General features: G+C 71.0%; 19 protein-coding genes. 11 read left to right on the forward strand and 8 right to left on the reverse strand.

What is annotated here, in order from left to right; all coding sequences use genetic code 11:
* Positions 1–75: 75 nt before the first annotated feature.
* Both ABDZ66_RS01535 and nspC read left to right on the forward strand, forming a co-directional pair.
* Positions 76–1,677: an SEL1-like repeat protein gene (locus ABDZ66_RS01535; protein WP_343755288.1), complete on the forward strand. Its 1,602-nt coding sequence runs from the start codon at positions 76–78 to the stop codon at positions 1,675–1,677.
* A 47-nt stretch (positions 1,678–1,724) separates the two neighbouring features.
* On the forward strand, positions 1,725–2,948 hold the full coding sequence (nspC, locus tag ABDZ66_RS01540) for a carboxynorspermidine decarboxylase (protein WP_343755290.1): 1,224 nt from the start codon (positions 1,725–1,727) through the stop codon (positions 2,946–2,948).
* Between the two features lie 414 nt (positions 2,949–3,362).
* Here the strand turns inward: nspC and ABDZ66_RS01545 are convergent, their stop codons facing one another.
* On the reverse strand, positions 3,363–4,646 hold the full coding sequence (locus ABDZ66_RS01545; RefSeq protein ID WP_425544391.1) for a DUF4384 domain-containing protein: 1,284 nt from the start codon (positions 4,644–4,646) through the stop codon (positions 3,363–3,365).
* Between the two features lie 220 nt (positions 4,647–4,866).
* Here ABDZ66_RS01545 and ABDZ66_RS01550 point away from each other — a divergent pair, with 220 nt between their 5' ends.
* Positions 4,867–5,271, forward strand: coding sequence for a hypothetical protein (locus tag ABDZ66_RS01550; protein ID WP_343755294.1), 405 nt, complete (start codon positions 4,867–4,869; stop codon positions 5,269–5,271).
* Between the two features lie 11 nt (positions 5,272–5,282).
* On the opposite strand, the gene ABDZ66_RS01555 is transcribed toward ABDZ66_RS01550, so the two are convergent.
* Positions 5,283–6,059, reverse strand: a complete 777-nt coding sequence (locus tag ABDZ66_RS01555) for a DUF554 domain-containing protein (protein ID WP_343755296.1) — start codon at positions 6,057–6,059, stop codon at positions 5,283–5,285.
* A 287-nt stretch (positions 6,060–6,346) separates the two neighbouring features.
* Between ABDZ66_RS01555 and ABDZ66_RS01560 the strand changes: the two genes are divergently transcribed.
* Both ABDZ66_RS01560 and ABDZ66_RS01565 read left to right on the forward strand, forming a co-directional pair.
* The gene (locus ABDZ66_RS01560) at positions 6,347–6,550 is read left to right on the forward strand and encodes a helix-turn-helix domain-containing protein (protein ID WP_078300149.1); all 204 of its coding nucleotides are present in this window, start codon (positions 6,347–6,349) and stop codon (positions 6,548–6,550) included.
* A 266-nt stretch (positions 6,551–6,816) separates the two neighbouring features.
* A complete protein-coding gene (locus tag ABDZ66_RS01565; protein WP_343755835.1) occupies positions 6,817–7,557 on the forward strand; it encodes a hypothetical protein in 741 nt (246 codons plus the stop codon).
* A 144-nt stretch (positions 7,558–7,701) separates the two neighbouring features.
* Here ABDZ66_RS01565 and ABDZ66_RS01570 read toward each other — a convergent pair whose 3' ends face one another.
* Genes ABDZ66_RS01570 through ABDZ66_RS01580 form a run of 3 tightly spaced genes read right to left on the reverse strand, consistent with a single transcriptional unit; the run spans position 7,702 to position 10,561 of the window.
* On the reverse strand, positions 7,702–8,988 hold the full coding sequence (locus tag ABDZ66_RS01570; protein WP_343755303.1) for a cytochrome P450: 1,287 nt from the start codon (positions 8,986–8,988) through the stop codon (positions 7,702–7,704).
* Positions 8,985–9,914 (reverse strand): DivIVA domain-containing protein, encoded by a 930-nt coding sequence (locus ABDZ66_RS01575; RefSeq protein WP_343755305.1) that lies wholly within the window; start codon positions 9,912–9,914, stop codon positions 8,985–8,987. Before ABDZ66_RS01575 ends, ABDZ66_RS01570 begins: the two co-directional genes overlap by 4 nt.
* Positions 9,911–10,561, reverse strand: a complete 651-nt coding sequence (locus tag ABDZ66_RS01580; protein WP_343755307.1) for an alanine racemase — start codon at positions 10,559–10,561, stop codon at positions 9,911–9,913. Before ABDZ66_RS01580 ends, ABDZ66_RS01575 begins: the two co-directional genes overlap by 4 nt.
* Positions 10,562–10,867: 306 nt before the next feature.
* On the opposite strand from ABDZ66_RS01580, the gene ABDZ66_RS01585 reads away from it, so the two are divergent.
* The 4 genes from ABDZ66_RS01585 to ABDZ66_RS01600 all read left to right on the forward strand — a co-directional run bounded on the left by ABDZ66_RS01585 (position 10,868) and on the right by ABDZ66_RS01600 (position 17,831).
* On the forward strand, positions 10,868–13,459 hold the full coding sequence (locus ABDZ66_RS01585) for a BamA/OMP85 family outer membrane protein (protein ID WP_343755309.1): 2,592 nt from the start codon (positions 10,868–10,870) through the stop codon (positions 13,457–13,459).
* A 507-nt stretch (positions 13,460–13,966) separates the two neighbouring features.
* A complete protein-coding gene (locus ABDZ66_RS01590; protein WP_343755311.1) occupies positions 13,967–15,526 on the forward strand; it encodes an Rqc2 family fibronectin-binding protein in 1,560 nt (519 codons plus the stop codon).
* 67 nt (positions 15,527–15,593) lie between these two features.
* Positions 15,594–15,959 carry an aspartate 1-decarboxylase gene (gene panD / locus ABDZ66_RS01595; protein WP_343755313.1) on the forward strand — a complete coding sequence of 122 codons (366 nt, stop codon included), beginning with the start codon at positions 15,594–15,596 and terminating at the stop codon, positions 15,957–15,959.
* Positions 15,960–16,475: 516 nt separating this feature from the next.
* Positions 16,476–17,831, forward strand: a complete 1,356-nt coding sequence (locus ABDZ66_RS01600) for an HD-GYP domain-containing protein (protein ID WP_343755315.1) — start codon at positions 16,476–16,478, stop codon at positions 17,829–17,831.
* 88 nt (positions 17,832–17,919) lie between these two features.
* On the opposite strand, the gene ABDZ66_RS01605 is transcribed toward ABDZ66_RS01600, so the two are convergent.
* A complete protein-coding gene (locus ABDZ66_RS01605; protein ID WP_343755317.1) occupies positions 17,920–18,813 on the reverse strand; it encodes a carbohydrate kinase family protein in 894 nt (297 codons plus the stop codon).
* A gap of 202 nt (positions 18,814–19,015) precedes the next feature.
* Here ABDZ66_RS01605 and ABDZ66_RS01610 point away from each other — a divergent pair, with 202 nt between their 5' ends.
* Both ABDZ66_RS01610 and ABDZ66_RS01615 read left to right on the forward strand, forming a co-directional pair.
* On the forward strand, positions 19,016–19,339 hold the full coding sequence (locus tag ABDZ66_RS01610; RefSeq protein WP_343755319.1) for a hypothetical protein: 324 nt from the start codon (positions 19,016–19,018) through the stop codon (positions 19,337–19,339).
* A 137-nt stretch (positions 19,340–19,476) separates the two neighbouring features.
* Positions 19,477–20,508, forward strand: a complete 1,032-nt coding sequence (locus ABDZ66_RS01615; RefSeq protein WP_343755322.1) for a vWA domain-containing protein — start codon at positions 19,477–19,479, stop codon at positions 20,506–20,508.
* A gap of 168 nt (positions 20,509–20,676) precedes the next feature.
* Here the strand turns inward: ABDZ66_RS01615 and ABDZ66_RS01620 are convergent, their stop codons facing one another.
* Both ABDZ66_RS01620 and ABDZ66_RS01625 read right to left on the reverse strand, forming a co-directional pair.
* Positions 20,677–21,207, reverse strand: a complete 531-nt coding sequence (locus ABDZ66_RS01620; protein ID WP_343755324.1) for a GNAT family N-acetyltransferase — start codon at positions 21,205–21,207, stop codon at positions 20,677–20,679.
* Positions 21,204–21,791 carry a Rieske (2Fe-2S) protein gene (locus tag ABDZ66_RS01625; protein ID WP_343755326.1) on the reverse strand — a complete coding sequence of 196 codons (588 nt, stop codon included), beginning with the start codon at positions 21,789–21,791 and terminating at the stop codon, positions 21,204–21,206. The genes ABDZ66_RS01620 and ABDZ66_RS01625 overlap by 4 nt, the downstream gene beginning before the upstream one ends.
* Positions 21,792–21,793: the final 2 nt, after the last annotated feature.

Raw genomic sequence — 21,793 nt, forward strand, 5'->3', positions numbered from 1 at the left:
GCGCCTGCCCGCCCCTCACGGGGGTGGGCAGATTCGTTTGGTGGGGGAGAGGGCGGGCATTACCATGAACGCTGCATGAACGGCCCGGACCTCCTGAACCTGCTGCGCCGCAGCGACATTGACCCCCTTCACACGTACCTGAGCGACCTGCAGGCTCAGTTCGAGGCCGGAAGGCTGCACGAGAACGACCTGCTCCGCGCCTTCCAGTGCTTTCAGACCTCCGACCTGACCCTCGGGGACGGCTTCCAGCGATGGACCGAAACGCACCCCGGCACGTACGCCCCGCACGTCGCGCTGGCCAGCTGGTTCCTGGGCCGCGGCTGGGAAGCGCGCGGGCAGGCCACCTCCGACCGGGTCAGCGACCAGGGCTGGCGCGCCCTGGACCACTTCCTGACCCAGGCGGACGGCTGCGCCCGCCACGCCGTCACCCTCACCGAGAACCCCCTGGCCGCCTGGAAGGTCGTGGGCCTCGTCAGCAACACGCGCGGCTGCCAGCTGAGCCTGCACGACGTGCAGACGCAGCAGTACCCGGACTGGTTCACGCGGGGCGTGCAGGACCAGCCGGGCAGCCTCGCGCTGCGCCGCACCATGCTGCTGCACCTGCGCGCCGAGTGGGGCGGCAGCGAGGAACACATGCTGACCTTCGTCCGCCAGCAACAGGACGCCGGGCAGCTGGGCCAGGCCGACATGCAGCGCCTCTGGGCCGAATTCCACAGCCACGTGTCGCATCACGCCATGGCCTTCGCGAACGACCCCGCCACCGCCGTGGAACGCGCCCGCATCGCCGCCGAACTGTACCCCCTGCAGGCCGAGCAGCTGTTCATCGCCCTGACCGGCGCGAACGCCGCCCCGGACGAACGCCTCGCCGCCCTGAGCCGCTACCTGGACGCCGCCGCGCAGGAGGGCCGCGCCGCGCCCGGCCGCATGTTCGGGTGGGCCCTGCACCAGGCGGGCGACTGGCTCGTTCCGGAAACGCCACGCCTGGCCGCCCTGCTGACCCGCGCCGCGCAGGACGGGGACGACGACTCGGCCATCATGCTGGGTGAACTGCAGCTCACCCACCCGAAATGGAAGCTGCCGGACGCCCGCCCGCTGCTGCAACAGGCCCGCGACCAGGGACACACCGAGGCCGCCGAACTGCTCGTCCGCTACCAGGAGCAGACGCTGGGCGAGAAACTCAGGGACACGCCGCAGAAACGCGAGGACATCCTGAAAGCCGCCGACCTGCTCAGCGGCGACATGAGCTGGCGCGTGTACCGCGACTTCGACGCGTACCGCACGCAGTTCACGCTCGACGACCGCCAGAAGTTCCGTTACCTGCACCGCGCCGCCGACAGCGGCGACAACGACGCCCGCTTCGAACTGGCCCGCCAGCTGCGCGGCGGGCGGGTCGAGGTGGGCGAGGACGGCGTGCTGCGCCCCGTGGACACCGCGCCCCTGCAGGGCAGCCTGGACTACGCCCGGCACCTGCTGGAACGCGCGGCCAGCACCAACCACCGCGGCGCCGTGAAGATGCTGCGGGCCACCCGCGACCGCGACTGGCAGGCCGCCACCGCCCGGCGCCTGAACGTCGCGGGCGTCACCACGAATTCCGGCGGGTTCTGGCAGGACTGGTGGAAGTGGATGCTGGCGGCCGCCGTGATCCGCCTGATCGCCGCGCTGCTCGGGCATCACTGAACGCCCGCTGACCTTCGGTGCGCCCCGCAGCAGGTAGGCTGTGGGGCGTGACTGTACTTGATTTTGCCCTGCCTGCCGTGACGCCCGTGGATTCCGTGGACTGGTCAGCGATTCCCAGTCCGGCGTTCGTGCTGGACGAGTCCCGCCTGCGCCGGAACCTGGCCCTGATCTCGCACGTGCAGCGCGAGAGCGGCGCGCAGATCATCGTGGCGTTCAAGGGCTTCTCGATGTGGTCGGCGTTCCCGGTGCTGCGCGAGTACGGGATCACGGGCGCGACGGCCAGCAGCCTGAACGAGGCGCGGCTGGCGCGCGAGGAGATGCGCGGCGAGGTGCACGTGTACGCCCCGGCGTACAGCGACGCGGAATTCCCGGCGATCCTGGAACTGGCCGATCACCTGGTGTTCAACTCGTTCAGTCAGTGGGAGCGCTTTAAGCCGCAGGTGATGGCCGCGCGTGAGGCTGGCCGGACGGTACACGTGGGCATCCGCGTGAACCCGGAGTACGCCGAGGTCGAAACCGACCTGTACAACCCGGCCGGGCCGTTCTCCCGTCTGGGCGTGACGCGCCGTGAGTTCCGCATGGACCTGATGGACGGCGTGGACGGCCTGCACTTCCACACGCTGTGCGAGAAGGACAGCGACACGCTGGAACGCACGCTGGAGGTGCTGGAACGCAACTTCGGGGACGTTCTGGCGCAGGTGAAGTGGGTGAACTTCGGCGGCGGGCACCTGATGACCCGCGAGGGCTACGACATTCCCCGCCTGATCCGCGTGGTCCGCGCGTTCCGTGAGCGGTGGGGCGTGCACGTGATCCTGGAGCCCGGCAGCGCGTTCGGCTGGCAGACCGGCTGGCTGGTGAGCAGCGTGCTGGACGTGGTGCATAACGTGAAAGACGCCCTGCTGCTGGACGTCAGCGTGTCGGCGCACATGCCGGACGTGCTGGAGATGCCGTACCGGCCCCGCATCCTGGGGGCGGGCGACCCGCCGGAACTCGACCATCACCGCGAGACGAGCGAGGGCGCGGGCGGGTATCCGTACATCATCGGCGGGACGACCTGCCTCGCGGGGGACGTGGTCGGCGAGTACGTGTTCGACCGGCCCCTGCAGGTCGGGGACCGCGTGGTGTTCGACGACATGATCCACTACACGATGGTCAAGACGACCTTCTTCAACGGCGTGAAACACCCGGACATCGGGATTCTGCACCCGGACGGCTCGTACAGCCGCGTGAAGACCTTCGGGTACGAGGAGTTCCGCGCGAAACTCAGCTGAACGCGGCGGGCGTCGCGTGGGCGGCGCACCCCCTCGGGTGGGGGTGCGCCGCGGTGTGTCAGGGGCGGATTGGGACCCGCCGGGGGCCGCGCACAGTGCGGCGCCTGCGGGATTGCGGGGGAGGCCGGGGGGCGGCGAGGATGCAGTGGAGGGTGTCCCCGGATCGAACGCGTGCCCAACAGCCGGGCGAACGGGTACGTACCTGTTGGGGTGTCGTCAGGGTAGGTCGGCGGCCTGACCCGCGCCTGAACACCCGGTTCATTGCCCTCATACGGACTCCGATTGAATGGTCTTTGCAGCCCATTCAATCGGGGTCCGTATCATGCCACCACGGCACAGGCGCGCGCCGCCCCGGACGGCAGTCGGGGGCGGCGCGGTTGGGACGGGGCAGGCCCTCGGCCCCCTCGACCGGGGTTACTTGCGGTAGACCTTCACGGCGCCGCTGACGGTGCGGATGGTGCCGCCCTCGAAATCGGCCGCCCAGGCCCCGCCGATCTGGTACTGGTCGCGGGTGGGGAAGCCCAGGAACGAGCCGCTGCCGCCCAGGCCCTGGTAGGTCTTCAGGACCGCGCCCGTCAGCCAGAACGTGCCGTACTTCTCGGTGCCGTACAGTGCGCCGTTCTGGAAGAACCCGTACAGGCCGCTGGTGCCGTAGGTGTTGCGCGGAATGACCTTCTCGTCACCGGCCGCCCAGCCCAGGCGGCCAGGGGGGCGGGTCGCGCCGTTCTCGGCCTTCGCCAGCGCCAGGTAACGTTCGAGCAGCATGCCGTGCACGGCGTACGAGCGGCTGCTGCCGTTCGCGTGCAGCAGGACCGCGTCGCCGTACGCACCGACGCCACGGAACTTCTGCCACAGACCGTCACCCCACGGCGCGGCGTAGGTGACCGCCTGCCCCAGGCTCTCGCTGCCCTTCAGGCGGGCGTAGGCGTCCACCATCGCCTGATCACGCGCGGCGTTCTGCCGTTCGCCCGGCTGGATCTGTCCGCTCGGGGTGGGCTGCGGGGCCGGCTGGGGAGCGGGTTGCGGGCCCTGGCCCGGCGTGATGGTCACGCTGCCGGTCGCACCCCCCTGCGCCGGGGCGGGCGGGGTGACGGCCTCGCCGGCCACGCGGAAGCTGACGGTGTCGGTCGTCCAGCCCTCGGCGGGCAGCGGATTGACGACGATACTCAGGGCGCGCGCCAGGTTCTCCTGCCCCTGCACCCGCACCTTCGCGAAGCCCTGATCCTCCGCGAAACGCGCCACGTCCTCCAGGTCGAGTGGCCGGGTGCTGGCCAGCGCCAGCAGGCGGTCCTGACCGTTCGGGCCGCCCACCGTGAAGGTGTACTTCGCGCCCTGCGGCGGGAACACGCGCGTCACGCCGGCCTTGACGAAGTTGCTCTCCTCGAAGTTGTTCGGGAAGAACAGGTCGATCTGCCCGTTGGCGTTCACGTTGAACAGGTACACGTAGGCGTCCTGGTTGGTTTTCAGGCCGACGCTCAGCTGCTCGCCCTTGCGGTAGGTGGGGTTGTTCTGCCCGCCCGCGTCGCGGTTCACCCAGACTTCCACCTTCAGTTTGGTGTCCACCGGGTTCACGATGATGCTCTGCGCGGTGATCTTCGCGGGACTGGCGCTCGCCTGGGCGCCCACGCCCAGCAGGACGGAGAGGAGAAGGGCGGCGGTCTGCAGCGGCTGATGCTTGAACGGTTGGGCCTGACGCATGTGATCGTGACGCATGGTGCCTCCTTGTGAGAAGTTCACCGTAGGCCGTGAAACTGACCGATGGCTGAAAATAGCGCGCGCTGCAAGGTTTCCCGAAGGTCGGCTCAACGGCGTGTCAGCTTCCTGCCGGCCACGTGAGAACCTGCTGACAGGACCCTGAACATGCGTTCAGGCAGGGCTGGCCCTTCCAGGCATGGTGGGCGGCGGTAGGCTGGGCAGCATGTTCACGCGCCGGTCCACGCTGCACACGCTGCTGGCCACCCTGGCCTGCAGCGGGACGTTCCTGCCGGCCGAGGGCCGGGCGGCACCCGGCCCGGCCGATCCCTGGCCGGCGGCGCCGGTCCTGACCCGCCTGTTCCGGTTGCCGGAAGGCCGCGCCGACGCGCAGGCACTGATCGCGGCGCTGGACCTCACGGTGGCGCAGGTGCGGGAACTGCAGCGACTGGCCGACAGTGAAACCCTGTCGGCCGCGCGCCCCGCGGCGGTGGCGGCACGGGCCAAACTGGCCGCCACGCAGGCCGAGAAGGACCGCAAGGTACGCCTGCTGCTCGGCGCGGACTACGTCCGTTTCCGCGAGTGGGTGCAGGCCTGGTGGCGCGAGCAGGTCCGCCGCGCCCGCCCCTGAGGGCCGCCCGCTCAGCCGCCCAGGTGGATCGCGGCCCACAGGGCCAGCGGGGCGAGCAGCAGCGCGGGCAGCAGGCTGCCGACCCGCACGCGGCGGTCCTCGAAGCCCAGTCCGGCCAGCATCAGGTTCCAGCTGATGCCGATGATCGTCAGGCCGCCGGCCCCCGTGATCAGCAGCACGTAAGCGTTGGTCTTCAGGACCGACGGGTCCGCGCCGCCCAGCAGACCGGCCGCGAAACCGCCTGCTGCCAGACTGATGCCGCCCTGGACCAGCAGGACGGTCAGGGCGCTGAACCCCACCCCGCTTCCGTACGCGCCCGCCAGCGCCAGCGCGGCGATCCCGTCGAGCGTGCTCTTCAGGACGTAGGTGCTGCTGTCACCGGTCAGGCCGTTCTGCAGCCCGCCGATCACGGTCATGGGGCCCACGCAGAACAGCAGGCTGGCCGCCACGAAGCCTTCGGTGAAGCGCCCGCCGCCCCGGAACCGTTGCCGCAGCGTGTTCCCCAGGCGACCCAGCGCCTCCTCGATCCCGAGCGCCTCCCCGATCACCGCGCCGGCCGCGAGGCTGATCAGCGCCAGGATCACGCCCGGTACCGCGCCACCCTGCACCCGGTTCAGGCTGCCGGCCATGTCCAGACCGATGAACAGCGTCACCAGACTCAGCGTCTGCAGCAGCGTGCGCTGCGTGCGTTCGGGCAGCCGGCCCCCGATGGTCAGGCCCAGCAGGGTCCCGGCCAGGACCGCGCCGACGTTCACGAACGTCCCGGAAAGTTGCGTCAGAACACTCATCCGCCCCGACTGTAGCGCGCCCTCAGGGGCGTCCGGACCGCACCTGTCTGCCCCGCGCCGCGCGGGACGCTTTTCTCAAGGAGCGGGCAAGGTCACCCTGACTTGCACCTGACCCGGCCTGTGGTAAGTTCTGGGCAAGTTGAAACGAGTGACCGCCCGCCTTCCCAACACGCCGCGCCGCTGCGGCGGGCCGGGCGGCGCGGACGAGACCGCCAGCGTGAAGAATCTGAACTTGTGTGTGGGGCTGCCGTGTGGTGGCCCCACGTTCGTTTGAGGAGGCCAGCGTCATGACCTTATCCGACCAGTACCAGAACATGCCCAAACTCCTGAAAGTCAGCGAAGTGGCCGATTTCACCGGCACCCACGAACGCACGGTCCGCCGCTGGATCCGTGACGGACGACTGGGGGCCGTCGAGCATCCCAGCGGCCTGCGCGTCCCGCGCCGCTCGCTGTGGCGTTTCCTGGGACTCGACCTGGCCCTCAGCGCCTGACCCGCCTGCCCGGCCGCGCCTGCCCCACGCACGCCGCGTCCGGGTGTGGCGGCGCAACCGCCCGCGCCGTCCTCAGCCGGTGAGCGTCTGATACGGACTCCGATTGAATGGGCTGCAAAGCCAGTTCAATCCGAGCGAAGCGAGTGGGAGCTGGGCGGGTTCCGGACGTGGAGTCGGCAATCCGGTGAAGTTCCGGATTGTCGGCGAAACAAACGGCAGTCCGTATGATACGGAGTCGGTCTGCGGATGGCATAGTGTCGGGCGTGATGGACCTGACGGCCGCCCTGACCCACGGTGAAACGGAAGCCAGAGCGGCCTTCGCCGCGCTGCCCCCCAGCGCCCGCGGGGATGCGGGCGCGCACGCCCTGCGCCTGGGCCGCCCGCACCTGACCCTCGACTGGAGTGCCGACGCCCTGACCCGCGCGGCCGCGCACCTGCGCCTGGGCGACACGGGGGCCGCCCGACAGGAACTGCGCGGCCAGCCCGACACGGCCCGCCCGGCCGTCCTGCACGCCCGCGCTGCCCGGCTGGACCGCGCCCCGGACGCCGCCCCCCTGTCTGCCCACGCCGCCCGGCTGGCCCGCACGGAGGGTGACGGGAACGCCCTGATCGCCGCCGCGATCCTGAACGCCGAGCAGGACCTCGCCGGCACCGACCGCTCGGCTCACTTCGCGGCCCTGCGCACCCTGGCCGAGGGCCTGAAGGTCGCCGAGATGACCGGTCAGCCCGCCGACCCGCACCTGCTGGCGGTCCTGGCGCACGCGCAGCGGCCCCTGAACGCCCGCAAGGCCGCCGCCACCGCCGCCAAGGCCCTGGACCGCAGTGATCCGGGCAGCCCGGCGCGCGTGCTGGCCCTGCTGGCCCTGGACCGTCCCGCCGACGCCCACGCGCAGGCGCAGCGCGGATCGCTGGCAGAGGCGTGGTGGGAACCGTTCACGCGGCCCCCGCTCAGCGCAGCCCGGCCTCCTGCCACACCGCCGGAAACGAACGGTCCGGCGGACGGATAGATGGACGCGGCGCCGGGTTGCTGCCCGGGTACACGCCGCCCCCCAGCGGCGTGACCGACTGGACAGTGCCGACCGGCCACCGCGCCTCTATCCCTGGCACCGTGACCTGCGCCGCCCTGGGGACAGCCGCGTTCACGGCGGGGTCTACCCGACCTGCACGGTCAGGCGGTCCAGGCCGCGAATCACGAAGCCACCCGTGTACTGCGCGGCGTCCGGGCCGCCCAGGTGCAGGTCCGGCAGGGCGCGGCACAGGGCGCGCAGGCTCATGGCCAGTTCCAGGCGGGCCAGCGGGGCGCCCAGGCAGTAGTGGATGCCCAGCCCGAAGGTCAGGTGCGGGTTCGGGTCGCGGTCCAGGCGCAGGTCGTCCGGCGCGTCGAAGCGCTGCGGGTCGCGGTTGCCGCTGGCGTACAGCAGGCTCACGCGGTCGCCGGGGCGCAGGTCCGCGCCGCCCAGCGTGACGGGGTCCAGCACGATCCGCTCGAACATCGGCAGGGGCGTGTCGAAGCGCAGCAGTTCCTCGACGGCGCGGCGGAACACCGGCAGGCTGCCTTCGTGCGGCGCGGCCTGCACCAGCGTCTCCCAGTGCCGCCGGTCGCGCAGCAGGGCCTGCACGCCGGCGCTCAGGCCGTTCACGCTGGCCTCGTGCCCGGCGTTCAGCAGCAGGATGCAGGTGTCGATCAACTCCTGCGCGGTCAGGCGGTCGCCGTCCTGTTCGACCTGCACGAGCGCCGTGATCAGGTCGTCACGCGGTTCGGCTCGCCTCTGGGCGGCCAGTTCGCGCAGCAGCGCACTGAAGTCCAGCACGGCCCGCTCGGCCGCCGCCTGCTCTGCCGCCCCTGCCGACGGTTCGTACAGTTTCACGATGGCGGCCGACCAGGGACGCAACTGCGCGCGGTGTTCCTCCGGCACGCCGAGCAGCTCGGCGATGACCGTCACGGGCAGCGGTTCGGCGTAGGCGCTCACCAGATCGAAGGTGCCCTGTTCGCGCAGGCCGTCGAGCTGCTCGGCGAGCAGCGTCTCGATGCGGCCCTGCAGGGCCTCCACGCGCCGGGGCGTGAAGGCCAGCCCCACCAGCGAGCGCAGGCGCGTGTGCTTGGGCGGCTCGCTGTCGAGCAGGTGGTTGGTGTTGAACGCGTCGAAGTTCGCCTGCGCCGGGTCCGGGCGCGGCCAGCCCAGCTCGTCGCGCGAGTAGCGGTGCAGGGCGCTGCGGCCCAGCCGCCGGTCGCGCAGGGCCGCGCTGATGTCCGCGTGCCGGGTCAGCACCACCCGGTCGAGCGCCGGGTCCACGAACACCGGCGCGTCGGCGCGCAGCTGCGCCAGCAGCGGGTACGGGTCACGCACGAACGCCGGGTCCGACACCGGCAGCGTGCGGGTCGGCACGCTGCCCGGCACACGCCCGCGCAGCGCGGCGCGTTGCGGGGCGGCACTCACAGGAACTGCTGTCCCTCGACGCGCAGCGCGGGTTCCGAGGGACCGTCCCGCTGCGCCGACCCGCCGGCCGGACTGACGGGCGGATCGTTCGGCGGGTCACCGAGCGGCGCGGAGGTCATGCCGGGCGGCGTGACCAGCGCGTGCCGGGTCAGGTCCGGTGCGGCCAGACGGGCCGGGCCGGCCTCCAGCGGCTCCGGGTCGGCGCGGTCCGGCGTGAGGCCCGCCGGCAGGTCGGCGGGGTGGTCGACGGGGGGTGGGGCGCTGCTCAGGGAGGCGTGTCCGGGCATGGGCGGGGCCGGCAGGATGGTTTCCTCCGGCAGCACGTGCCGCCCGGACAGGTCCGAGAAGGACGACATCAGCGCCCGGTAGCCGCTCAGGAACTGCGTGTACTCCTGCCGGGCGGCCGTGAGGCGCGAGGTCAGCTCGGCGTGCCGCTCGGAGAAGGCCCGCTCCAGTTCCGCGAAGCGTTCGGCCTGCACCCGCTCGCGCTCGCGGATCAGTTCGTGATGCTCGCGTTCCATGTCGGCAAACCGCCCGCGGAAGGCGGCCTCCAGCGCCGCCAGGCGCGCCTGATGTCCGGACTCCAGCTCCGAGCGGCGGTTCTCGGCGTCCCGCACGATCGCGTCGCGCTGCAGGCTGGCCTGGGCGATCATCAGGTCCGATTCCCGCGCGGCGTTCTCTCGCAGCTCGTGCGAGATGCGCTCGGCCGCCACGACGGCCCGGCGGATCTCGTCCTCGTTCTGCCGCTGCTCTTCGAGCTGCCGTTCCAGGCCCGTGATCTGGTCGCGCAGCGCCTGATGCTGCTGCAGCAGCGTTTCCAGGTCGTCGGACAGTTCGTTCAGGAACGCGCGCACCGCGCCCCGGTCGTAACTGCCCAGCCGGGTCGGGAATTCCTGATGACGCACGTCGAGTGGGGTGAATTTCACGAGAACAGACTCCTTCCCACCCGGACGAGGGTGGCTCCTGCGCGAACGGCCAGCGGGTAATCCCCGCTCATGCCCATGCTCAACTCTGACAGACCCAGATCATGCGCCCGCCGGGCCGTGTCCGTAAACAGCGCCAGCAGCCGCGCGTCACGTTCGGCGGCCTCCAGGCCCTCCAGGTCCGGGGCCATGATCATCAGGCCGCGCACGGTCAGGCCGGTGGCCTGCACCTCGCGCAGCGCGCCCGGCAGCTCGGCGGCGCTCAGGCCGTGCTTCTGCGCCTCGCCGTTGTGCAGTTGCAGCAGCACGTCCGGTGCGCGTCCCCAGCCCTGCGCGGCCTGCGCGATCGCCTCGGCCTGCCAGGGCGCCTCGATGGAATGCACGAGCGTCACGGGCCGCAGGTACTTCACCTTGTTGCGTTGCAGCGTGCCGATGTAATGCCACTCCAGGTCCGGGCGCTGCGCCGCCTTGTCCCGCAGTTCCTGCGCCCGGCCCTCGCCCAGCGGAAACGCACCGAACGCCAGGACGCAGCGTTCGATGCTCGCGAGGTCCTGGCCCTTGGTCACGGCGACCAGCCGCGCGCTGCCCCCGGCGCGCCCGGCCTGCGCCTCGGCCTGCCGGATGGCGGCCAGGACCGCCGGAACGCTCAAGCGGTCCTCGCCGGACCGGGGTGGAGGACCGGCTCGCCGGCCGGCCGCTGCTGATAAACCGTCACGCCCGTCATTCTCACCCAATCCGCAGTCGCACTCAAGCCCGTGGCGGAAGCGTGTCCGGCGCGTCCCTGCCCGGGCCGGCCCCCGGCCCCTGCCCCGCGCCTCCCAAGCCCCCCCGCAGGAAACCTTCACCCTTCTCAGAGACGCAGCGGCAAGGGTGAGTGAAGTGCTCGCCGTGCCCAGCCCCCAGCCCTTCTCCCCGGTGGGGGCGATTTCAGGGTTCCGTGCGAAACTAGGAGAAGAATGCGACACCCCATGACGCTCGCCGTGACCGTCCTCCTCGCCGCGCCCGCCGTCGCCCAGACCGCCGGGACCGTGCAGGACGTGACCGTGGTCGGCACCAGTGAACTGCTGGCCAATTTCGTCCGCGCCACCCTCAGCGTGCAGACCGGCGCGCCCCTTTCCAGCATCAACCTGCGACAGGTCGAGCAGGAAGTCGTCGCGTCCGGTTACTTCAAGAGCGCCGTCGCGGAACTGCGCAGCGTGGCCGGCAAGGACACCCTGGTCGTCACGGTCGTCCCGAACGCCACCATCAAGGACGTCACCGTCACCGGCCTGACCTTCCTGCCGGCCGACGGCTTCAAGAAGAGCGTCGGGGACCTGCTGAACATCGCCCCCGGCGCCACCCTGAACACCCAGCGCATCGACGAGGCCAAGACCGCGCTCGCCAGCAACTTCCAGGGCGAGGGCTACCCCTTCGCGCCCAGCATCAGCGCCAACGTGAAGACCGAGACCGACGGCACCGTCACCGTGAACTTCATCGTGGACGAGACCGCCCCCCTGACCCGCGTGGAGGTGCAGGGCGTCACGCTGCTGCCCGCCAGCACCGTCACCGCCATCTTCAAACCCCTCTACGACGCCCGCCGCTTCACCCCGGACGCGTACTTCGCCGCCGTGCAGCGGCTCCAGCAGGCCTACGACGCCGCCGGGTACCTGCAGGCCGGCGTGAACGCCCAGGCCACCACCCTGGAAGGCGGCGTGCTGAAGGTCAGCGCCACCGAGGGCAAGGTCGCCAGCGTCGACCTGACCGACCTGGGAGCCAGCGGCGCGGCCCTGCAGACCCGCGCCGGTCAGCCCATCAGCCTCGCCGCCCTGCAGGCCGACGTGCGCACCCTGGCCAACCAGACCGGCAAACCGGTCGGCTTCGCCATCCAGCCGGACCCCCAGAACCCCGCGCAGGTCACGGTGCTGTTCGGGTCGGCCGGCGTCGCCACCGGCCCGGTCAAGAGCATCGAGATCAAGGGCAACACCCTGGTCCCCACCGCCACCCTGCTGGCCGCCGTGAAAACCAAGACCGGCGACGTGTACAGCCCCCAGCTCGCCCAGGACGACTTCCTGGCCATCCGTGACGCCTACCGCAAGGCCGGGTACGAGATCAGCACCCGCGACGCCATCACCTTCGACGGCGGCGTGCTGACCTTCAACACCCGCGAGGTCAAGGTCGCCGGGTACGAACTGCAGTGGCAGGGCAAGCACACCACCAAGGACCGCGTGATCCTGCGCGAACTGCCGGAACCCGGCAAGGCCTTCAACCAGAAGGACCTGTACGCCGCGCTGGGCCGCATCAGCCGCCTGGGCTTCGTGCGGGTCGTGACCGAGAGCGTCCGCAGCGACCCCGCCAACCCCGAGAACGTCACGTACGTCCTGGGCCTCGCCGAGACCACCACCGGCATCCCCGTGAACCTGGGCCTGACCTACGATTCCTTCGCGGGCGGCTTCGGCGGCGACGCCGGCTACACCAACAACAACGTGTTCGGCCTGGGCCACAACTTCACCGCCTCGGTCGGCGGGCAGCAGAACGACGCCGGGCAGAACCTCGTGGGGAACGTCTCGTACTCGATTCCCTGGCTGGACGTGGACTTCCTGGACTTCCGCAAGACGCCCACCAGCCTGTCCGTCAGCGCCGGCTCCAACGTCGTGGGGAACAACACCATCTTCAGCAAGGCCGACGACACCCCCGCCAGCACCGACACCGGCTGGGACTACACCCGCCGCACCAACTCCTTCAGCGTCAGCCTGGGCCGCAACCTCGCCAGGAACCTCTACGCCACGGCCGGCGTCAGCACCGGGTACTCCACGTACTACCTCGAGGCGCTCAAGGATAAGGAAAACGTCGTCACGTACAAGGACGCCAGCGGCGCCGAACAGACCCGCACCTTCGAGAAGGCCACCGCCGAGGGCCTCGTGCCGGCCGCCTCGCTGACCACCAGCGTCAACACCGGCCTGAACTACGACAGCACCACCAACCCCGACTTCCCTGACAGCGGCGTGCGCGCCAGCGTCGGCGCCGGGTACAACTTCGGCCGGCAGAACAACACCGACGTCCGCTGGGGCACCGTCGAGGGCGGCGCCAGCACCTACCTGGGCTTCGGGAACACCCTGGAAAAAACCCTGGGCACCACCAGCAAGCAGCAGGTGTTCGCCGTGCGCGCCAACGCCGGCACCACCCTGGGCCTCGGCACGGCTCCCAGCGGCACCGGCTACGCGATCGGCGGCGGCAGCAGCGCCAGCGCCGCCCGTCAGATCCGCGGCCTTGAGGACGGCGCGCTGTTCGGCACGAACTACCTGACCACCAGCGCCGAGTACCGTTACGACTTCGGCCTGAAGGCCGGCATCGCGCAGGGACTGTACGGCGTGGTCTTCGCGGACGCCGGCAGCGCCTGGGGCGGCACGGCCGCCAACACCAACTTCGACCTGAAGTACGGCGTCGGGGCCGGCGTGCAGCTCGACCTCGGCATCGGCGGGGCGCTGCTGCCCAGCCTGCGCTTCGACTACGGCTTCAGCCCCCAGACCGGCAACGGCAAGTTCTACTTCCGTCTCGGCAAGTTCTTCTGAAGCCAGGGCTCTGACACGACCCCGGATTGAACGGTTGACCGACACCGTTCAATCCGAGCGAAGCGAGTCGGAGAGCGGCTCCGCACCGTGGGAGCAGACCGGACTGCCGGGCGTGGCGTTGGCAACCCGGCGCGTGGGCGGATGGTGAGAGCCGTTCTCCGAAGGGAGGCATCGGAAGTCTGGTCTTCCGATGCCTCCCCATTCTGTGTTTCATACGGACTCCGATTGAACGGCTTTGTCAGCCATTCAATCGGAGTCCGTATCACAGCTGTGCCAGTCCGTCCGGCCCGTCATCTTCACCCGCTCTCCTGCGGAGCTTTCCCAGTCTGCCCGGCCATGCAGACGGCCTCTTCATGGCAACTGCTCTGACGAACCAGCCGGCAGATCGCGCTGCATGAAGTGTTCGCGGCCTGCCGGCGCCACTGCCCGCACGCGTCCACGCCGCCCGGAGGGGTAGCATGCCCGGATGACGTTCCCACCCTCCCCCCCCGTACCCGGAGGTCCGGCATGGAAGGCCTGATGCTCGCGCGGGTGCTGCGCGACCTGCAAGGTCACCTGCCGCTGCGGACCCTCGGCTGGGTGTTCCCGGACGAAACCACCGCCGCCCTGCTGCTCGAACGGCCGGGCGAGGGCCGCACCAACCTGGTGCTGTCGTACCGGCCGCCGCAGCCGGTGGTGTTCCTGTCGCGCGAGCGGCTGCGCGGCGATCCCCGCAGTCCCTTCCAGCGGTTCCTGGCGAACCGCGTACGCGGCGACCTGCTGGCTGCCGAGCAGTTGAAACTCGACCGGGTGATCGCGCTGCACTTTGCCGGCGAGACGGGGTTCGTGGACCAGCCGCCCACCCGACTGCTGTTCGAGGTCACGGGCCGCAACGCCAACCTGCTCGTCCTGGACGCCGGCGAGGGCTTCACCGGCCGGATCGTGATGGCCGCGCGCGAGATCACCGGCAGCCGCAACCGCTTCCGCACCATCCGCACCGGCGGGCCGTACACGCCCCCGCCGCCCTACGAGAAACTCGACCCGCGCACCCTGAACGCCGATCAGGCACGCGAACTGGCCGCGCTGCCCATCGGCCGCTGGCGCGAGCGGCTCGACGGGCTGGGACCGCTGCTGAGCGCGGAACTGGCCCGCCGCGCCGGCCTGAACCCCGACCAGCCGCCGGGCGAACGCTGGCCCGAGGCGCTGGCCGCCGCGCAGTCCGTCGCAGCGGACCCCACCGTCAGCGAGGGCGTCATGGAGGGCGGCGCGCGCGAGGTCGCCCGCAGCGAGAAGGCCGCGAACCTCCGCAAGGCGCTGCGCGAACCGCTGGAGAAACGCGTGACCCTGCTGCGCAACCAGCTGGCCGACGTGACCCGCGCCGAGGCCGGCCTGAACGACGCCGCGCAGGACCGCGGGGAGGCCGACCTGCTGATGGCCTACGCGCACACCGTTCCGCCCGGCGCGACCAGCGTCCTGCTGAGCGCCTTCGACGGCAGCGGCGAGCGTCCGGTCGCGCTGGAACCCAACCTGAGTGCCGTGCAGAACGCCGAGAAGCGCTACGCCCGCGCCCGCCGCCGCGAGGACGTGTACCTGCGGCTCGCCGAGCGCGAGGGCCCCCTGCGGGCCGAGCTGGCCGAAGCCGAGGCCCGCGTGCGCGACCTTGACCTTGCGCCGCTGGAACAGCTCAGCGCGCTGGCTGAGCAGGTGCAGAGCGAGAAACCCGAGAAGAGCCCCTACGGCACCCGCTTCGTGAGCCCCTCCGGGCTGGAGGTACTCGTGGGCCGCAACAACAAGGAGAACGCCACCCTGACCCACCGGGTCGGGCGCAGCATGGACTTCTGGTTCCACGCGCAGGGCTACCCTGGCAGTCACGTGCTGGTCCGGAGCGGGCCGCGCGAACTGGACCTGCCCGACATCCTGTTCGCCGCGCGACTGGCCGCCGCGAACAGCAAGGCGCGCGGCAGCAGCAACGTCCCGGTGGACTACACCCGCATCAAGCACGTCTGGAAACCCCGCGGCGCGCCGGCCGGGCAGGTTCACTACACCGACCAGAAGACCGTGTTCGTGGACGGCACCCTCCCGGACTGACCGGTCCGGGCGTTCCTGGTGAGCGGGCTCGCTGTTGCCCGGTCCGGGACGGGTACAATGCCCGCTCGTGGAACGCATCATGTTCAGGGCCAAGATTCACCGCGCGACCGTCACCCAGGCGGACCTCGACTACGTCGGCAGCGTCACCATCGACCAGGACCTGCTCGACGCGGCGGACATCCTGGTGAACGAGCGCGTCGACATCTACAACATCACCAACGGCAACCGCCTGAGCACCTACGCCCTCAGCGGCCCGCGTGGCAGCGGCGTGATCGGCATCAACGGCGCGGCCGCGCACCTCGTGCAGCCGGGTGACATGGTCATCATCGCCGCGTACGGCAACTTCACCGAGCAGGAGGCCCGCACGCTGGAACCCCGTGTGGTGCTCGTCGATGCCCGCAACCGCGCGCTCGACGCCCTGCAGCCTGCCTGAGCGCCGCGGGGCGGGGAAGGGCCCAGGGGCTGAACGCGGAATGAAGCCCGTCTGTCCGTCCCGCTCCTCTGCGGGGCAGCGCTCCGGGTCCGTATGAGCAATGGTGCGGACAGGTTCATACTTTCCTTGCAGACCAGCGATGAACACCCAGTGTTCACCCCTCCCCCTTGAGGGGGGAGGCTGGGAGGGGGTGAGCAGGAATGGCGTTACAGAGGACGTTTTCCATGCCCGTCCCCTCCGGCGCTTGAAAAGTGTCCGCACCATTGATGAGACGGACTGCCGTTTGTTTCGCCGACCATCCGGAACTTCGCCGGATGGCCAGCTCCACGGCCGGCAGCCCGCTGTTGCTCCTTCTCTGCGGAGCAGCTCTCCGAGTCGCATCCGCTCGGACCCAGCGGGCTTTGCAGCCCCTTCAATCGGAGTCCGTATGACCCCGCCCCGGCTTCCCGGGACACCCGTCCGGCCAGCCGGTCAGGCACCTTTAATCAAGGTTCATGCTGGTGCTACACTCCCGGGGTGCCCCGCCCGAATCACTGGAGGTCCCTGCTGCTGGTACTCGCCGCAGCCCTGCTCGGCTACGCCGCCTACCGGGACCTGCAGGGACTGATGGCGGCCGGCGCCCTCCTGATGGCCGCCGTCACCATGGACAGCAGCGGACCGCTGCGCTGGAGCGCCCTGGGCGCCTACTCGGCCGCGTTCATCGTGTCGCTGGCGCTGCCCGGCGCGTCCGCCACGCCCCTGGACCTGCTGGGCGCGCTGCTGGTGCTGGGTGCCGCCGGGTACATGATCCTGCGCGAGCAGGGCGTCGTGCGGGAACTCGCCTGGCAGCGCAACACCATCACGGCCCTGCGCGCCGGGAGCGAACGCCTCGCCGAGGCCCGCGACGCCGACGCCATCATCCGCGCCGGCATCGGCATCCTCGACAAACTCCAGGTCGCGCCGAACCTCGCCTTCGTCGCCTACCGCCAGGGCACGCCCCACATCCTGGCCGCCAAGGGCGCCTTCGAACCCTTCCTCGAACGGCCCATCCATCCCAGCGACAACGACAGCCGCAGCGTCCAGGCCGACCACTGGGTGGCCGAGGAAGCCCTGGCGCTGCTCAAGAAACCCCAGCGGCAGAGTTACCACGTCGCCCCGGTCTACGGCCGCGCGTCCACCCACCTGGGCGTGCTGATCCTCACCCGCAACGACGGCAGCGCCTTCGACGAGGTCGAGAAGAGCGTCGTCGCGTCCTTCGCGCGGATCCTGGGCGCGCAGCTGGGCCAGTGGAACGCCATCCGCGACCTGCGTGACGCGAACGACCTGACGCTGCGCTCGCTGGGTGCCGCGCTGGAACGCCGCGACGACGACACCGGCGGTCACACCACCCGCGTCGTCAGCATGAGCGTCCGCCTGGCCCGCCGCCTCGGCTGGGACGAGGATCAGGTCAAGGCCCTGCGCTGGGGCGCGTACCTGCACGACCTGGGCAAGCTGGCCATCCCCGACCGGGTGCTGCACAAACGCGGCCCCCTGGACCCCGACGAGCGCAAGGTCATCCAGACGCACACCACCATCGGGTACGACATGCTGCAGGACCTGCACTTCCTGCCGGCCGAGACCCTGGACCTCGTCCGCTACCACCACGAACGCTGGGACGGCACCGGCTACCCCAGTGGCCTGCGCGGCCCCACCATTCCCGACACGGCGCGCCTGTTCACCATCATCGACGTGTTCGACGCCCTCACGAACGCCCGCCCCTACAAGCCCGCCTGGACCCGCGAACGCGCCGTGAACGAGATCCGCCTGCAGGCCAGCCGGCAGTTCGACCCGCAGTACGTGGACGCCTTCCTGCGCATGATGGCCGAACACGACGACGCCCACCTCGTGCTGTAAGGGCCCGGAGGGCAGCTGAACGTCAACAGTCGATGGTCGGTAGAGGGAAGGTCCGCGCTATCGACCATCGACTTTTAACCATCAACGACTACAGGTTCAGGTCGGCCCGCGTGGGGGCGTACGCGCCGGCATGCGCGCAGGCGGCAGCGGCGGCGGCCAGTCCGACCCGCAGGTGCTCGCTCCAGAGGGCCTCGGGGCGTTCGGCGGCGCTGACCAGCAGACCCGCGCACAGGGCGTCCCCGGCCCCCACGGTGTCCACGACCTGCACGGGCGCCGCCGGCAGGTTCGCCTGACCCGCCGCGTGGTACAGGGTCGCCCCCTGCGCGCCGCGCGTGACGATGATGGGCGCCTGGGCGTTCAGGCCGCGCAGGCGGCGCAGCACGTCCGCCTCGCTGAGCCCGGGAAAGAAGAACGCGAGGTCCTCGTCACTGAACTTCATCAGGTCCGCGCGGCGGGCGACCGCCTCGAACACCCGCGGGTAGTCCGGGTGGCGGTGCGTGACGCGGGCATTCGGGTCGAAGCTGATCTTCACGCCGGCCGCGCGGGCCGTCTCGATCAGGCCCAGCAGCGTGTCTGCCAGCGGCCAGCGCGCCAGACTGATGCCGCCCACGTGCAACCAGCGGGCCTCGCGCAGCCACCCGGCGGGCAGGCGCGTCGGGTCGAAGTGCAGGTCGGCGCTGTTCTCCCCCAGGAACCGGTACGCGGGCGGGTTGGCGCTGTACACCACCGCCAGCAGGGTCGGGGCGGGCACGCGCTGCATGAAGCGCAGGTCCAGCCCGGCCTCCACGGACGCGCGGATCAGGTCGTCCCCGAAGTTGTCCTGCCCGACCGCCCCGGCAAAGGCGCTGGGCACGCCCAGGGACGCGCAGGCCCGCGCGACGTTCCAGGCCGCGCCGCCCGGATGGGCGTGCCAGACGTTGCCCCCGGCGGTCACGAGGTCAGTCAGGGCTTCCCCGGCACTCACGATGAACGGTAGTTGCATTCCCCCAAATCTACCGCGCGCCGCGCCGGGCCGGGCCGCGCACACGGCCGGCCCTCCAGTCATGGCCGCAGGCCAACCTGATCACAGGCTGATCATGGCCTGATCACGGGCCCTGAGGAAGATGGCCTCAGGCGAGGTTCAGAGCAGCTTCCGGGGGGGAGTCAACAGCCTGAACCCGCCCCCCCACCCAGGAGGACACCGCATGAAGGATGCAGCCACCCACACGCCCACACCCGTACCCGGCACCCCTGCACCGCAGGCCGCCCCGGCCGTCCTGACCCACAGGGAACGCGACCTGAACCGCCTGACCCGCGAGATCGACACCCTGCGCGGCGACCTGCGAGCCCTGGCCGACACCCCGCACCTGGACGAACTGCTGAAGTTGATTCCCCGCCCCGGCTGGACCACCCCGGCCGAATTCGAACTGGTCAGCGCGGGCGTGCGGCAGCTGAACGCGCACGTGCACCTGCTCCGTGACGCGCAGGAGCGGCTGCTGCGCGGCGCGCGACTGGTCGGCCACCCCTGAGACGGACTCCGGCTGAACGGCTTGCAGAACCGCCGGGTCCGAGCGGAGGCGACTCGCAGGGCGGCCCGGCAGTCCGTAGGACGCTCCCTCCCGGCACTCCACGTACCCCGTCCCCCACGCGCACAGGAGAACCCATCATGCCCCAGCACACCCAGTCCAGGTCCGCCCCGCTGTCCCTCCGCCCGCCCCGCCGCTCCCTGGGCGCCCTGCTGGGCCTGTCGCTGCTGGCCTCGTGCGGCGGCCCCGCCGCAACGCCCGCCCCGACCACGCCCACCGCCACGACCATGCAACTGAACGGCACGCGCGTGCTGGGCCCGGCGCAGGTGCAGTTCGGCGTGACCCCCCTGAACGGCACGCAGACGGTCAGCGGCACCCTCAGCAACCCGTCCGTGACCTTCAGCACAGCGGGCGTGAGCGGCGCGGTCAGCGTGTGCGGACAGGTGACCGTGCAGAACACCGTGACGGCCGCCGTGACCCTCGACGCGACGGGCAGCATGACCACCACCGACCCGAACGAGAAACGCCGCGACGCCGCCCGGGCATTCGTGGGCCGCCTGACCGGCGGCAGTCAGGCGGCCGTGCTGTCCTTCGAGGCCAGCAGTACACCGTCGGCCGGCATGATCGGCAGCGTGCTGCACCAGGACCTCACGGCCGATCAGGCCCTCCTGAACACCGCCATCGACCGCGCCACGTACGCCCGCGGCAGCACCAACTTCTACGACGCGGTCATCGACGCCGTGAAGGTCGCCAGCCGCGCCGGACGGCCCGGACCGATCGTGCTGGCCCTCACGGACGGCATCGACAACCGCAGCAGCAACTCGCCGGACAACGCCATCGCCGCCGCGAAGGCCGCGGGTGTGCCCGTGTACACCATCGGCCTGGACGCCACGGGCAGCCTCGACTTCACCGAGATGGAACGCATCGCCAGCGAGACCGGCGGCCTGTTCCGCAGCAACGTCGCCGCCGGGGACCTCGACGCGTACTTCTCGCAGCTGTACAACGCCTTCACCGCGCAGGGCTGCCTGGAACTGAACCTCGCCGCCGCGCCCGCCCCCGGCACGACCGTCGCCGGCACGCTGTGGGTGGACGTCACCGACTACGGCAAGGCCACCTCGCGCCTGAGCGTCCCCTTCAGTTACGCCGTCCGGGACAGCGGCGCTCCCAAGTAATACGGATTCCGTTTGTTTCGTTAACAACCCGGAACAGCACCGGGTTGCCAACTCCACGTCCGGAACCCGCCCAGCTCCCACTCGCATCCGCTCGGATTGAACGGGCCTTGCAGCCCATTCAATCGGAGTCCGTATAACGACGCACGTGCAGCGGGCGGCGGCCCCCCGTCACGGGGGGCCGCCGCCCGCTGCGGGGATGGGCAGGCGGTACAGGATGACGGTCAGGCCGAACACGTCGCGCTGGCCGCAGCGTTCGAACCCGAACGAGTCGTACAGGTGGTGCAGGGCGGGCCGCGCGGCGTCGGTGTCGAGTTTCAGCCACGGTCGCCCGGCCAGGGCGGTCACGCGGGCCGCCTCGCGCAGCAGCGTGTGCGCCAGCCCCTGCCCCTGCGCGGACGGATGCACGGCCAGTTTGTGCAGGTACAGCGCCTCGCCCGGCGGGTCGTCCGGCCAGAAGGGCGGGTCGCTGGTCAGCAGGCAGAAACACCCGACAGGCTGACCGGTCGCCGCTGCGTCACTCCACGCGACGTGCCACCCGCCGGGCGGATAGTGCCGCTGTAGGTGCTCCGGCGTGAGCCTATCCGGCGGCCAGAGCGTTCGCCCGCGCACCTGCAGCTGCGTGGCGGTGGCCGTGAGCACGGCGCTGGCGGCCTGCGCGTCCCCGGTGGTGAAGGACAGGGGGGCGTGGGTGGGCTTCATCCCGTGAAGTCCGGGGCGGGTTCGATGCCGGTGGCCCACAGGTCCGCGCCGCGCCGCTCCAGCTGCACGCGCGGCAGCGGCAGCAGCGCCTTGCCGAATACCGCCTCACCGGAGCGCAGCGGATCGAACACGCTGTAATGGCAGCGGCAACCCAGTTGCGGGTGCTGCTCTTCGCGCGGCGGGCGGTAATTGAACGCGAAGGCCAGGATCTCCGGGTCGCGCACCAGGTTCACGTTGCAGCCCAGGTGCGTGCACACCCGCGAGTACGCGATCAGGAACGACCCGCCGTCCGGCAGCGCGCCCGGCACGTCCCGCGGCACGCGCAGCGCCGTGCAGGGCCGCCCGGCATACGTGAAGGTCCGTTCGGCCCACTCGCCGTTCAGGTCGCTCAGGGCCGCCACCCGCTGCGGGGGTGCGGGCCGGAAGTCAGGCGTTCCGGCGGTGCGTTTCCCGGTGGTGACGCGCGTGGCGTACCAGCCCATGTACCCGAACGCGCCGGCCGTCCCGGCGACCGGCAGCAGCCACCAGCGGTCCAGCAGGGCGCGGCGGGTCAGGCGGCGGGCCGGAGTCCTGTCATCCGGCACGC

It is taken from the genome of Deinococcus depolymerans, from assembly GCF_039522025.1.
Classification (GTDB): domain Bacteria; phylum Deinococcota; class Deinococci; order Deinococcales; family Deinococcaceae; genus Deinococcus; species Deinococcus depolymerans.

Coding starts and splice junctions, on each gene's coding strand:
- ABDZ66_RS01605 (WP_343755317.1), bottom strand. CDS start 18,813: ATGCAACTACCGTTCATCGTGAGTGCCGGGGAAGCCCTGACTGACCTC.
- ABDZ66_RS01560 (WP_078300149.1), top strand. CDS start 6,347: ATGACCTTATCCGACCAGTACCAGAACATGCCCAAACTCCTGAAAGTC.
- ABDZ66_RS01550 (WP_343755294.1), top strand. CDS start 4,867: ATGTTCACGCGCCGGTCCACGCTGCACACGCTGCTGGCCACCCTGGCC.
- ABDZ66_RS01590 (WP_343755311.1), top strand. CDS start 13,967: ATGGAAGGCCTGATGCTCGCGCGGGTGCTGCGCGACCTGCAAGGTCAC.
- ABDZ66_RS01615 (WP_343755322.1), top strand. CDS start 19,477: ATGCCCCAGCACACCCAGTCCAGGTCCGCCCCGCTGTCCCTCCGCCCG.
- ABDZ66_RS01610 (WP_343755319.1), top strand. CDS start 19,016: ATGAAGGATGCAGCCACCCACACGCCCACACCCGTACCCGGCACCCCT.
- ABDZ66_RS01535 (WP_343755288.1), top strand. CDS start 76: ATGAACGGCCCGGACCTCCTGAACCTGCTGCGCCGCAGCGACATTGAC.
- ABDZ66_RS01555 (WP_343755296.1), bottom strand. CDS start 6,059: ATGAGTGTTCTGACGCAACTTTCCGGGACGTTCGTGAACGTCGGCGCG.
- ABDZ66_RS01620 (WP_343755324.1), bottom strand. CDS start 21,207: ATGAAGCCCACCCACGCCCCCCTGTCCTTCACCACCGGGGACGCGCAG.
- ABDZ66_RS01565 (WP_343755835.1), top strand. CDS start 6,817: ATGGACCTGACGGCCGCCCTGACCCACGGTGAAACGGAAGCCAGAGCG.
- ABDZ66_RS01585 (WP_343755309.1), top strand. CDS start 10,868: ATGCGACACCCCATGACGCTCGCCGTGACCGTCCTCCTCGCCGCGCCC.
- ABDZ66_RS01545 (WP_425544391.1), bottom strand. CDS start 4,646: ATGCGTCAGGCCCAACCGTTCAAGCATCAGCCGCTGCAGACCGCCGCC.